General features: G+C 62.0%; 10 protein-coding genes. All 10 read left to right on the forward strand.

The annotated features are described in order from the left end of the window. On the forward strand, positions 1 to 1,563 hold the full coding sequence (locus B5G09_RS00905; RefSeq protein ID WP_087403644.1) for an alkaline phosphatase family protein: 1,563 nt from the start codon (positions 1 to 3) through the stop codon (positions 1,561 to 1,563). Positions 1,564 to 1,612: 49 nt separating this feature from the next. After that, positions 1,613 to 2,092: a SufE family protein gene (locus tag B5G09_RS00910; RefSeq protein ID WP_087308875.1), complete on the forward strand. Its 480-nt coding sequence runs from the start codon at positions 1,613 to 1,615 to the stop codon at positions 2,090 to 2,092. A 103-nt stretch (positions 2,093 to 2,195) separates the two neighbouring features. Further along, positions 2,196 to 2,516: an iron-sulfur cluster assembly protein gene (locus tag B5G09_RS00915; protein WP_087309068.1), complete on the forward strand. Its 321-nt coding sequence runs from the start codon at positions 2,196 to 2,198 to the stop codon at positions 2,514 to 2,516. A gap of 2 nt (positions 2,517 to 2,518) precedes the next feature. Next, positions 2,519 to 3,493 (forward strand): DUF2851 family protein, encoded by a 975-nt coding sequence (locus B5G09_RS00920; protein ID WP_087308874.1) that lies wholly within the window; start codon positions 2,519 to 2,521, stop codon positions 3,491 to 3,493. 65 nt (positions 3,494 to 3,558) lie between these two features. Further along, on the forward strand, positions 3,559 to 4,542 hold the full coding sequence (locus tag B5G09_RS00925; RefSeq protein ID WP_087403645.1) for a glycosyltransferase family 2 protein: 984 nt from the start codon (positions 3,559 to 3,561) through the stop codon (positions 4,540 to 4,542). 187 nt (positions 4,543 to 4,729) lie between these two features. Next, positions 4,730 to 8,032: a preprotein translocase subunit SecA gene (gene secA / locus B5G09_RS00930; RefSeq protein WP_087308872.1), complete on the forward strand. Its 3,303-nt coding sequence runs from the start codon at positions 4,730 to 4,732 to the stop codon at positions 8,030 to 8,032. 280 nt (positions 8,033 to 8,312) lie between these two features. Then, entirely contained in the window at positions 8,313 to 8,762 is a 450-nt protein-coding gene (locus B5G09_RS00935) for a dCMP deaminase family protein (RefSeq protein WP_087403646.1), read from the forward strand. Positions 8,763 to 8,830: 68 nt separating this feature from the next. After that, a complete protein-coding gene (locus B5G09_RS00940) occupies positions 8,831 to 9,571 on the forward strand; it encodes an SDR family NAD(P)-dependent oxidoreductase (RefSeq protein WP_087403647.1) in 741 nt (246 codons plus the stop codon). After that, complete coding sequence (locus B5G09_RS00945) at positions 9,572 to 11,125, forward strand: histidine kinase (RefSeq protein WP_087403648.1); 1,554 nt, start codon at positions 9,572 to 9,574, stop codon at positions 11,123 to 11,125. 127 nt (positions 11,126 to 11,252) lie between these two features. After that, entirely contained in the window at positions 11,253 to 13,886 is a 2,634-nt protein-coding gene (locus B5G09_RS00950; protein WP_087308868.1) for a zinc-dependent metalloprotease, read from the forward strand. The last annotated feature ends 39 nt before the right edge of the window (positions 13,887 to 13,925 follow it).

The raw sequence follows: 13,925 nt of genomic DNA on the forward strand, positions 1-13,925 counted from the left end.
ATGAACAAGCGTCTTATTCTGCTCGCCATAGCCGCCCTGACGGCCTTCGCACCCGCCGCCGCACAGCCCCGTCTGATCGTTCAGATCGTCGTCGGATCGATGCGCGCCGGCGATCTGGACCGCTACGCCGTCAATTTCGACGAGGGCGGATTCCTCCGTCTTACGGAACGCGGCACGGTCTATTCGGATGCCCGCTACGACTACCTGCAGACCACGACCCCCGTCTCGCTGGCCACGCTCGTCACCGGAGCCATGCCCTCGACCCACGGCGTGATCGGCCCCCGCTGGGTCGACTACACCACCAACCGCACGGTCAGCCTGATCGACGGCCGCCGCGGCCCCGGAGCCTATCACCGCATCGCCCCGACGCTGGCCGAGACGCTCCTCGACCAGTCTCCCGAGAGCCAGGCCGTGACGATTGCCGCCGAAGCCATGTCGGCCGTCGTGATGGCCGGACGCGGCGGCGAAGTCTTCTGGCTCGACTCCACGCGCTGCGACTGGATCTCGTCGCCCTATTACACCGAGCAGCTCCCCGAATGGATCGAGCGCAGCAACCGCGAACGTTACAACCTCTCCTACATCGGTCTCGAATGGCGGTCGCTGCTCGAAAAGAGTCGCTATCTGAACACCCGTCAGCACGACATCGTCCTCTTGGGCCGCAACAAAAAGGAGGACACCAACGGACAAGGGCGTCTGAAACTGACAAGCGACTACGAACGGCTGCTCTACACGCCGGCCGGGAATACCGCCGTGCTGGGGCTGGCCAAACAGGCTATCGCCCAATACCGTCTGGGCGCCGACCGGACGCCCGACCTGCTGAACATCTGCCTCGACTCGCCGCGCCGCATCGCCGAGGCCTACGGTCCCGAGTCGATCGAGGTCGAGGACATGTACTACCGGCTGGACCGCGATCTGGCCGACTTCCTGACCTTCCTCTTCGCACAGGTCAAGGATGGAAACGTGCTGGTGGTCGTCACCTCCGACCACGGCACAAGCCCTTCGTACGACGCCGGGCAGCAGGAGGCCGAACGCTTCAACAGCCGCCAGTTCGAGGTGATTGTCAACGGCTTTCTGAACGTCCGCTACGGCACGGGCGACTGGGTGGCGGCCTACGGCGACAAGTCGCTCTGGCTGAACCACAACCTCATCTACGAACGCGGATTGAATCTGGCCGAGGTGCAGAACGAGGTGGCCATCTTCGCCATGCAGTTCAGCGGCGTGTCGCACGCTCTGGCCGCCACGGCCATGCGCACGAGCTACTTCGGCAGCGGATACGCCCGCAAGATGCAGAACAGCTTCTACCCGCGCCGTTCGGGCGACGTGATTCTCAATCTGATGCCCGGCTGGATCGAGGAGCAGGAGCGCTGCTGGTCGATGTCGGGCTCGATGTACGGCTACGACACCGAGGTGCCGCTGATCTTCTACGGACAGGGGGCCGGACCGTTGCGCGTCAACCGCCGCGTGGAGATGACCGCCGTGACCCCGACACTGGCCCGCGTGGCCGGTGTGCGCGAACCCGCCGCCACGGAGGGCACGGTCCTCGAAGAGATCGTCGACCTGTAGGGGCCGGCGTACGGATGGCTGCGAAAATGACGTTAAATACCATACGAACATGGACAAGATACAGGAGGAAATCATCGAGGAGTTCTCGGTTTTCGACGACTGGCTCGACAAATACGACTATCTGATCGGTCTGAGCGAGACGCTCCCCCCGATCGCCCCGGAACACCGCACCGAACAGTACCTCATTCAGGGGTGCCAGTCGCGGGTGTGGGTCGACGCCCGGCTGGAAAACGGCCGCGTCTACTACTCGGCCGACAGCGACGCCATAATAACCAAGGGGATTATCGCGTTACTGATCCGGGTGCTCAACGGCCGGACCCCGAAGGAGATCCTCGATACGGAGCTCTACTTCGTCGACCGCATCGGTCTGAGCGCCAACCTCTCGCCCACACGGGCCAACGGACTGGTGGCGATGATCAAGCAGATGAGACTCTACGCCCTGGCCTTCGAGACCAAGGTCGAGGCCGAAGAGAAAGAAGAGAAAGAAGAGAAAACGAAAACGGAAAACAGCGGCAACGGGGCGAACTGACCGCCCCGGCAGGCTAAATGGCCCGGCCGGCAGGATGTGCAGGTGCGAAGAGGCCGATGCTGCCGCACGACCGGCACGAAACAGGATGGAAACACAGAAAACAATGACTCCCGAAGAGATTCTTGAGGTTGAAAAGGAGATCGTCGCGACGCTCAAGAACATATACGACCCGGAAATCCCGGTCAACATCTACGATCTCGGTCTGGTCTACGAAATCGACTACACGCCCGACGGCGTGGCCACGATCCGCATGACCCTCACCGCCCCCAACTGCCCGATGGCCGACATGCTCGTCGAGGATGTCAACCAGCAGGTCGCCAAGGTCAAGGGCGTCAAGTCGGTGAACGTCATCCTCACGTTCGACCCCGTGTGGGACAAGAGCATGATGTCCGAGGAGGCGCTGCTGGAACTCAACATGCTGTAGGAATGGCGGAGGCTAAGGGTGCAAACACGGAGCAGAGGTCCCGCACGATCGAACGGCTCGAAGCCCGGGCCGGCGAACACGCCTGCGGCGGATTCCTCGCGGCACTCGACGATCTGCAGCGCACGGAGCTCTTCACGACGCTGATCTTCGACCGGCTGCAACGCAAGATGCGCACCGTCGAGGCTCTGCGCCGCGAGGCCGCCGACAACTGGAACCAGACCTTCTACCTGCTCTACTTCCGCACGCTGGGCGACCGCCGCAACCAGGAGGCCTATCTCGAACTGGCGCGGAGGGTCCCCTACCGTGTCGTGTTGCGCGAACGTCGGGTGCCCCACGCCATCGAGGCGATGCTCTTCGGCGCCTCGGGACTGCTCGACCTCTACCGCAACGACGAATATACGCTCAATCTGCGCCGCAACTTCGAACACCTGGCGGCCAAATACGATATCCGCCCGATGAAGGCCGCAGTGTGGGAACTCGCCGAAATCCGTCCGGCCAACCACCCCGTGCTGCGGCTGGCGCAGGCCGCGGAGTTCTTCGCCCAGGACGAATTCGTCATGGACCGCACGATGGCCTGCCGCAGCGAGGAGGATGTCCGCCGTCTGTTCGGTATCGAAGCCGCCGACTACTGGCGCACCCACTTCGTCCCCGCTGCCGAAAGCGACTCGCGGCCCAAGCGCATCGGCGCCTTCAAGGCCAACATCATCGGCATCAATCTGGTCGTCGTGCTGCAGTTCGCCTACGGCAGCTTCATGGCCAACGAACGATTGCGCGACAGCGCCCTCTCGCTGCTCGAAAGACTCCCGGCCGAGGACAACCGCTACATGCGTGACTGGGCGGCAGCCGGCGTGCGCCCGCGCAACGCCTTCGAAAGTCAGGCCCTGCTGCAACTCGCGACCGAATACTGTCCGGAGCGGCGCTGCGCGGAGTGTCCCGTCGGACGCCGGATCGCAAAATCGATCCCGGAAATGCAATAGCTCCCCCAAAAGAGTAACTTTGCCGGAAACCGCTCACAGCCCAAGAGCGCACAACCCTTCCCGCCATGGAAAACAGCTCCAAACGCCCCCTGATCAGCGTTGTCATGCCGCTCTACAACGCAGAGCGATTCGTCGGCGAAAGCATCGAAAGCCTGATGGCTCAGACGCTCTCCGATTTCGAACTGATCGTCATCGACGACTGCTCAACCGACGGCTCGGCGGCCGTGGTCGAGCAACTCCAACGACGCGACCCGCGGATCGTCCTGCTGCGCAACGAACACAATGCCGGTGCGGCCGAAACCCGGAATCACGGAATGGATGCGGCCCGCGGCGAATTCATCGCCTTCCTCGATGCCGACGACATCTGCGTCCCGAGGCGTTTCGAAAAGCAGATCGCCTTTCTGAAAGCCCACCCCGAAGTGGATGTCTGCGGCAGCTACTATCTGATTTTCAACGACCGTGACGGTCGCAATCACGGCCATTACGGCCATCTTCCGCTCACCCCGGAGGAGATTCGCTGCCAAGTCTTCTTTTTCAATCCGCTGGGCATGTCCACCATCATGCTGCGGGCCGAAGCCCTCCGGAAAACCGGAATTCGGTTCCGGAACTGCGTCTGCGAAGACTACAAGCTGTGGGCCGATCTCTCGGACCGGCTCGCCATGGCCAACATCCCCGAGTGTCTGATCCTCTACCGCCAATGGGAGGAGCAGACTTCAGCCCGGCACCAGCAGCGTCAGGTGGAGAGTGCCCTGGAGATTCAACGCGAACTGCTCGCTCGAAGAACGGGCATCGTCCTCTCGGACGACGAAGCCCGAAGGCTGTCCCGCTTCATCCACCAGCCCGAACTGGTCGAACGCGGCGACCTCCCCTTCTTCCGGCAATTCCTGTTCCGCTTCCACCATGCCTACCGACAACGGGAACCCTACAGGCCGAAACACTTCGAACGGATGCTGCGCAACCGCTTCATCTACTTCTACCGGCGTTTCAACCCTTCGTGGAAGGTCTGGCTGCAAAAGCGCCTCTTCCGGATCGCTCTGCTGTTCCATTGATCCGCCAAGCGGCATTCATCCGCCCGAAAACACCCCTCGGCACCCGTTCCCGAAGGCCCGACACACCCGCCAATCCCCATCCCGTGGAAAAGTTCGCGGGTTTGAGCTCCATTTTTTGCGTAATTCACGGAAAAATGCCTATCTTTGTAGGCTTTACAACCAAAACCCGAAAATCACGACAGACCGTATGGATATAGTTGCCAGCATCATCAAAGCCCTCTTCGGCTCGAAAGCCGACAAGGACCGCAAACTGATCGAGCCCTATCTGCAGAAGATCAAGGCCGTATACCCGTCGATCGAGGCCCTTTCGAACGACGAACTCCGCGCCCGCAGCGAGGATCTCAAAAAACAGATCGCCGACTACATCGCCCAGGACGAGGCCCGCATCGTCGAACTCAAGGCCCAGCTCGAAAAACCCGAAACGTCGCTCGAAGAGAAGGAGAAGATCTCCAAGGAGATCGACTCCACCACCAAGCGTATCGACGACCGCATCGAGGAGATCCTCGACCGCATCCTCCCCGAGGCCTTCGCCATCATGAAGGATACGGCACGACGCTTCGCCCAGAACGACACCGTCGTCGTCACGGCCAACGACTTCGACCGCGAACTCGCTGCTACGAAGGACTTCGTCACCATCGACGGCGACAAGGCCGTCTATGCCACCCACTGGATGGCCGGCGGCAACGACGTCAAGTGGGACATGATCCACTACGACGTCCAGCTCTTCGGCGGCGTGGTGCTCCATCAGGGCAAGATCGCCGAAATGGCAACGGGTGAAGGCAAAACCCTCGTGGCAACGCTCCCCGTATTCCTCAACGCCCTGGCCAAGAAGGGCGTGCACATGGTCACGGTGAACAACTACCTGGCCAAGCGTGACTCCGAATGGATGGGCCCGATGTACGAGTTCCACGGACTGTCGGTCGCCTGCATCGACGACACGCAGCCCAACTCCGAAGCCCGCCGCAAAGCCTACATGGCCGACATCACCTTCGGCACGAACAACGAGTACGGTTTCGACTACCTGCGCGACAACATGGCTTCGTCGCCCAAGGACCTCGTCCAGCGCAAGCACCACTTCGCCATCGTCGACGAGGTCGACTCCGTGCTGATCGACGACGCCCGTACGCCGCTCATCATCTCGGGCCCCGTTCCCAAGGGCGACGACCAGATGTTCGAGCAGTACAACCCCGCCATCGAACACCTCTACAACCTGCAGAAAAACCTCGTCACGCAGCTGCTGGCCGAGGCCCGGCAGCTGATCTCGGCCGGCAAGACCGACGAGGGCGGCATCAAGCTCTACCGCGCGCACAAGGGTCTTCCGAAATACAAGCCGCTGATCAAGTACCTCTCCGAGCAGGGCGTCAAGGCGCTGATGCAGAAGACCGAGAACATCTACATGCAGGACAACAACCGCCGCATGCCCGAGATCACGGACGACCTCTTCTTCGTCATCGACGAGAAGCTCAATTCGGTCGAACTCACGGACAAGGGTCATGAGGTGCTCTCGAAATACTTCAACGAGGACGGCTTCTTCGTCCTGCCGGACATCGGCGCCGAGGTGGCCGAACTCGAAAAGAGCCAGCTCGAGCCCGATGAGAAGGCCAAAAAGCGCGACGAGGTGATCAACGACTACGCCATCAAGTCGGAGCGTGTCCACACGGTCAACCAGCTGCTCAAGGCCTATGCCATGTTCGAGAAGGACATCGAGTACGTGGTGATGGACAACAAGGTGAAGATCGTCGACGAGCAGACCGGCCGTATCCTCGAAGGACGCCGCTATTCGGACGGCCTGCACCAGGCCATCGAGGCCAAGGAGCACGTCAAGGTCGAGGCCGCCACGCAGACCTTCGCCACCATCACGCTGCAGAACTACTTCCGCATGTACCACAAGCTGGCCGGTATGACCGGTACGGCCGAAACCGAGGCCTCGGAGTTCTGGAGCATCTACAAACTCGACGTGGTGGTGATCCCGACGAACCGTCCCGTCATCCGCGACGACCGCCAGGACCTCATCTACAAAACCAAGCGCGAAAAGTACAACGCCGTCATCGAAGAGATCGTCCGCCTGGTCGGCGAGGGCCGTCCGGTGCTGGTCGGCACGACGTCGGTCGAGATCTCCGAACTGCTGAGCCGCATGCTCAAGCTGCGCGGAATCAAGCACAACGTCCTCAACGCCAAGCAGCACGCCCTGGAGGCTCAGGTCGTGGCCGAAGCCGGACGTTCGGGTCAGGTGACCATCGCCACCAACATGGCCGGCCGTGGTACCGACATCAAGCTCACGCCCGAAGTGAAGGAGGCCGGCGGTCTGGCCATCATCGGTACGGAGCGCCACGAAAGCCGCCGCGTCGACCGTCAGCTGAGAGGTCGTGCCGGACGTCAGGGCGACCCCGGATCGTCGCAGTTCTTCGTCTCGCTCGAAGATGACCTGATGCGTCTGTTCGGTTCGGGGCGGATCGCCACGATGATGGACCGCATGGGTCTGAAGGACGGCGAGGTGATCCAGTCCAAGATGATGACCAAGGCCATCGAGCGCGCCCAGAAGAAGGTCGAGGAGAACAACTTCGGCATCCGCAAGCGGCTGCTCGAGTACGACGACGTGATGAACTCGCAGCGCGAGGTGATCTACACGCGCCGCCGCCACGCCCTCTACGGCGAGCGGATCGAAATCGACCTGAACAACATCATGTACGACTTCGCCGACAACTTCGTCGAGGAGAACCGCGGCATCGAATACGAGGATTTCCGCATGGAGCTGATCCGTCAGGTGGCCGTCGAGCTGCCGATGGACGAGGCAACGTACAAGAATGCAAAAACCGCCGAACTGGTCGAGGCCATCGTCAAGGCCCTCAAGGAGGCCTACGCCCGCCGCGCCAAGGCTGTGGCCGACACCGTGCGTCCTGTCATGGAGCGCATCTATGAGGATCGCAAGGACCAGCTCGACTCGAACATCTACTTCCCGATCACGGACGGCCACCTCGGATACAACGTCCCGGTCAACCTGCGCCGGTGCAAGGAGTCGGACGGAGCCGAAATCTACAAGGTCTTCTCGAAGATCGTCATGTTCACGACCATCGACGATGCCTGGCGGGAGCATCTGCGCGAGATGGACGACCTGCGCCAAAGCGTGCAGAACGCCACCTACGAGCAGAAGGACCCGCTGCTGATCTACAAGTTCGAATCCTTCGGGCTCTTCTCGAAGATGCTCATCAAGGTCAACCGCGAGGTGCTCTCGATCCTCGACCGCGCCTACATCCCCGTGCGCGAGCAGAGCGCCGAGGAGGCCCAGCGGCTGCAGCAGGAGCGTGAGCGCCGGGCCAAGGTCGACGTCAACAAACTGCAGGCTTCGCGCATGCAGGCTGCCGCCCAGGCCGGCCAGCAGGAGCGTCAGAAGCCCATGCCGCTGCACGTCGAAAAGAAGGTCGGCCGCAACGATCCCTGCCCCTGCGGTTCGGGCAAGAAGTACAAGAACTGCCACGGCAAAGGGCTCTAAGGGTTTTAAGAAAGCCCTCTATGGGGGGGCTTCGGTGGAGAGCAACGGCAGCTGCAACCCGAGGACTCCGGAAGTTCTCCCTTGGGAGATGACAGTAGTTTGGGGAGGATCCGACCCGGACGCTGCCCTGCCAAGGAACCTCAAGCCTCCCTATGAAGGACGGCTACCGGGACGGGATTTAGACCCGGCTGCGGCCCTTCAACCCAGGCAAGTACGGTCCGGAATGTCTCGGTAAACGGCACATTCCGGGCCTCTTCATAAAAACGACAAACCGAACACCATGGGCTATCAGGAAGAAAAACAGCACCAACTCGATCTGCGCTATCTGCGCATGGCACGTATCTGGGCCGAAAATTCCTACTGCGTACGACGCAAGGTCGGGGCACTGATCGTCAAGGACAAGATGATCATTTCGGACGGCTACAACGGAACCCCCTCGGGTTTCGAGAACATCTGCGAGGATGAAAACGGGAAGACCAAGTCCTACGTCCTCCATGCCGAAGCCAATGCCATCACGAAGGTCGCCAAGTCGGCCAACAACTGCGACGGTTCGACCCTCTACATCACGGCGGCCCCCTGCATCGAGTGTTCGAAACTCATCATTCAGGCCGGTATCAAACGCGTCGTCTACTCCGAAGATTACCGTTCGGAAGAAGGGCTCGATCTGCTGCGCCGCGTCGGCATCGAATGTGTCCAATACAAATTCGAGGAGATCGGGGTGATCGGTTAGCCCCGGTGCGCAAACCCGGCAGGAGGTCGTACACTGCCGCCGAAAAAACCTGAAAAACGAAGTGTGAGATGAAACGCATCGTCATCGTCGGAGCCACCTCGGGCATAGGGTTCGCGACCGCCCGAGCCTGCATCCGCGAAGGGTGGCGCTTAGGGGCTGCCGGGCGTCGGCTGGAAGCCCTCGAAGCCCTGCGGGCCGAAGCCCCCGAACAGGTCGAGATCGAACCGCTGGATGTCACACGCGACGATGCCCCGGAACACCTCGACAGACTCATCCAACGTCTCGGAGGCATGGACACCTACCTTCATGTCTCGGGCATCGGAAGCCGCAACTTCGAACTGAGGCCCGACATCGAGGTGGAGACCCTGCGCACCAATGGCGAAGGGTTCGTCCGCATGGTGACCGCAGCCTACGCCTGCTTCCGCAAACAGGGTGGCGGACATCTGGCCGTCATCAGTTCGATTGCCGGCACACGCGGACTCGGCGCCGCACCCGCCTACTCGGCCACCAAACGCATGCAGAACACCTACATCGACGCCCTCGCCCAGCTGGCCCGCATGGAGGGACACGACCGAATCCGCTTCACGGACATCCGCCCGGGATTCATCGCCACCCCGCTGCTGGCCCGCGAGCCCCGCTATCCGATGCTGATGCAGACCGAAAAGGTAGTGCGCCGCATCATGCAGGTGCTGCGCAAACCCCGCCGAAGGGTCGTCATCGACCGTCGTTACGCCCTGCTGGTGCTCCTCTGGAGGCTGATTCCGCAGGGGATATGGGAACGCCTGAAAATCCGACCCCGCGAAAAATAGATGCAACGCAAGAGACATACCTCGCGCGAACGGCTGTTCGTCACGGGCGGCGTGCTGCTTCTGCTGCTGGCCGCCGGAGTCATTGTCTCCGGACGCATCATCAACCGCCGGGCCGCTCAGATGAGCGACCGCATCGTCACGCAGATCAGCGAATCGCACTGCCTGCTGCTGCAGAACGAAGTCGATCGCACCGAGGGGATTCTCACCGCGGCAACTCGCTTCCTGCAGCGGCACGACACCCCCTCCGGACCGGAGCTGCAGACACTGGCAACTACGCTGCTGGATGTCGACTCGAAGGCCCGCGAGATCTGGTTCTCACGAGAGGGGGATGCGAAGAGAAGACGTTGTCTGCGCAACGGCACGCTGCTCATGGAGCCAACAGCGGCCATCTGCCCGGCCAAAGAGGACTCGGTCGTGAGTACGATCGTCTCTGAAGAGGGTACGCCCGTCTGGGTGCTCGCCTGCACGGTCCGCGATCCGGCCGGCAAGCGTTGTCTCTGCGGCATCGACTATCCGCTGCCGGAACTCTACACCTACATGAGCGAGCAGAATCCACACAGCCGCAGTTCGGCCATCCTGCTCAACCCCGAAGGGGTGATCGTCTACCACCCCGACAGTCTGAAACTGGGACAGCGGATCGGGTCGGAACACGGCACAGGCGGCAAGAACGGAGACTTCACTGGCTCCGAGGCCAAGGCCTTCCGGCGGGTCCTTGCCACAGGGCAGAGCGTCATCATGGAGACCTTCTCCGATTACCTCGGCATGGAGGAGCAACGCATCTACTATCCGATCCAGCTGGCCGGGCAGCGATGGGTCGCCGGAATCGGAATCCCGCGGCTGGTGATCGAGCAGGAGATCGACGACTTCCACCTCTACACGATTCTGACGGCGGCCGTCTCGGTGCTGCTCTTCGCCACGCTGCTCGTTGCGGCCCAACGGCGCTGGCGCCGCGAATACGCCCTGAGGCGTCTCTCCGAACGCGAATCGGCCCAGTTGCAACTGCAGCAGGTGATCGATCAGATCGACCCCCACTTCCTCTTCAATTCGCTCAACTCGCTCTACGCCCTGATCCGCTGCAACCCGGAGCAGGCCCGTGAATTCACACTCACCCTCTCGCGCGTCTACCGCCGTGTGCTCGAACGCCGCAAGCAAATCCTCGCCTCGCTGACCGAAGAGATCGACTTCACGTGGCAGTACCACACGCTGCAGCAGATCCGCTTCGGCGAAAACCTGACGCTCACCACAACCATCGACACCTCGCTGCGCCGACACCGCATTCCGGCCATGAGTCTGCAGACGCTGGTCGAGAATGCCGTCAAGCACAACCGCGTCTCGACACGCACCCCCCTGCATATCGACATCCGCACCGAGGGCGACTCGCTCGTGATCGAGAACAACCGCACGCCCCACGAAAACGAAAACACCGAGTCGCTGGGCGTAGGACTGGAACGCATCCGTTCGATCTACCGCTTCTACACCGACCGCAACCTCGAAATCACGATCGACCCGATGACTTTCCGCTGCTCGCTACCGCTGCTTCCGCCCGAAAAATAATCCGCCTTTTTCCGCCATTCATACCCCCGATTCGGGCATTCGTTCCCGATGGTTTCCCGGAGTTTCCAAAAAAATTTATTATTGCATCGTGCGGATTCCGTACCCGCACGAAAAAAGACAATAAAAGATGAGAAATACGAAAGGATTCATCGGGTCGGCACTCCTGGCCGCAGCACTCCTGCTGGCGGCACCATCGGCCGAAGCCCGGAAGCGCCCTTCGCGCAAGGCAAAAGAGGCCGCTGCCGTCGAACAGACGGATTCGACCCGGAACGCGACGAAGGCATACGACAAAATCCTCGACGGTGCATCGGCCGACGAGGGATTCTTCCGCGTCCTGCGCAAGGGAACCGACCTCTGGTTCGAGATCCCCGATTCGCTGCTCGACCGCGACATGCTGGTCGTCAACAAGATATCGGGGGTTCCCTATGCACTCAATGATGCCGGAATCAACAAGGGAATGGGATTCGGCGAGAAACTCATCCGCTTCCACAAGGATACGCTTTATAAAAAGGTGTGGGTCACAACCCGTGATCCGCGCATCTCCGCCCCGGCGACCGACCGGATCGCCCGTTCGGTGAAGGACAACTACCGCGAAACGGTCATCGAACAGTTCCCGATCGAGGCCTACAATGCCGATTCGACCACGGCCGTCATTCGCGTCAACAAGGTCTTCGACGGCAGCGAGAAGAGCTTCAACAACCTCTTCGGCGAACTCCGCTCGGGAAGCGTCAACCGCAGCCTCTCGAAGATCGGGCAGGTGAAGGCCTTCCCGCGCAACATCCTCGTCAAGTCGCTCCTCTCGGGGAGCCTTTCGGGCGAGGAGAGCGGCGCAACACCCCTGACGGTCGAGATCACCTCGAACCTCGTGCTGCTCGACCGGGAACCGATGCGTCCGCGTTTCTCCGACGATCGCGTCGGGTATTTCGAGATCGGCCACCTCTACTTCAACGACACGCAGCAGAAGGCCGAAGAGCGAGGGCTGATCAACCGCTGGCGGCTGGAGCCCCGCCCCGAAGACCGCGAACGCTACCTGCGCGGCGAACTCGTCGTGCCGGCCAAGCCCATCGTGCTGTGGATCGACCCCGCGACGCCGCCCGTCTGGGTCCCCTACATCAAAAAGGGAATCGAGGAGTGGCAGGAGGCCTTCGAGGCCGCCGGGTTCAAGCAGGCAATCGTCGCCCGCGAGGTCGGACCCGACGACGAGGCCGACTTCGACATCGACGACGTCCGCTACTCGGTGGTCACCTACGCCGCCTCGGAGCTGGCCAACGCCATGGGCCCTTCGGTCATCGACCCCCGCAGCGGCGAGATCATCGAGGCCGACATCATCTGGTGGCACAACGTGATGAGCATCCTCCACTCGTGGATCCGGCTGCAGACCGGCGCCGTCGATCCGGCGGCCCGCGCCAACGTCCTGCCCACGGAGCTGATGGGCAACGCCGTGCGCTTCGTCTCGTCGCACGAGCTGGGCCACAGCCTCGGACTGAAGCACAACTTCGCCGCCTCGTACTCCGTACCGGTCGACTCGCTGCGCTCGAAGCACTACACCGACCGCCACGGCACGGCCAGCTCGATCATGGACTACGCCCGCTTCAACTATGTCGCACAACCCGGGGACGGCGTTACGCAGCTCACCCCCAAGATCGGAGCCTACGACCTCCACGCCATCCGCTGGGGCTACCGCTGGCTCGACGTCAAGGATCCCCACGAGGAGCTGCCGACGCTGAATAGCTGGCTGCGCGAACACGAGGACGATCCCGTCTACCGCTACGGCGAGCAGACGCGCGAGGGTGTCGACCCCCGGGCACAGTCGGAGGATCTGGGCGATGACGCCGTGCGCGCCGGCCGCTACGGGTTGGCCAACCTGCGGCGGATCATCCCCCACGTCGAGGAGTGGACCGACCAGGAGGGCGAACTGCAGTACGAAGCCGGACGCTTCCTGATGTCGATCCTCTTCCAGTGGCTGACCTATGCCGACCACGTAAAGACCAACGTCGGCGGTTTCTACCTCAACCAGGTCGTCGCCGGCCATCGGATCGACCGCTACATCCCCGTCCCGGCCGAGATGCAGCGCCGCAGCGTCGACTTCCTGATCGAGGAGGTCTTCCAGCTGCCCGAGTGGCTCTTCGGCGCCGAGGCCTGGAAGCGGAGCTACCCCCACCGCACGTCGCCCGTCGGGCAGATGGAGTACTCGCCCTACAACTTCGCCCGCGAACTCCAGTACAAGGTCTACTACGAACTGCTCGACGACCGCCGCATGGTCCGCATGTACGAGGTCGAGGCCCGGCAGGGACGCGGCGAAGAGACCTTCTCGCCTGAGGAGATGCTCGACCGCATTACGCGTGCCGTGTTCATCCGTCCGGGCAGCCGCACCCTCTCGCTCTACGAGCGGATGAGTCAGAAGAACTACGTCGACGCGCTGATCGTCTCGTCGAACATCACCATGGTCAAGACCACCAAGATGGGCGCAGCGCTGCACGACCACGCGGCGCATCTTGCCGGCGGCTGCAGCTGTCAGCTGATGCACGAGGCCCCGGAGCTCAACCTCGAACCGCTGCCCCGCCCCGAGGATCTGAAACTGCAGACCCAGCGCAACTACGAACTGATGCAGCGCGTGAGCGAGACGCCGTCGGCCAAGCGCGCCGAGATGAGGCGGCTGCTCACGATCGTCCAGGGCCGCCTCCAAAGCGGCGACACAGCCACCCGGAACCACTACCGGGATCTCGAACTCCGGCTCAGGGAGGCCCTGAGGATGTTGTAGAACAAAAGCCGCAAAGCCGTCTTCCACCCGCTGGAAAGA

The sequence above is a fragment of the Alistipes sp. An54 genome (genome assembly GCF_002159375.1).
In the GTDB taxonomy this organism is placed as follows: domain Bacteria; phylum Bacteroidota; class Bacteroidia; order Bacteroidales; family Rikenellaceae; genus Alistipes; species Alistipes megaguti.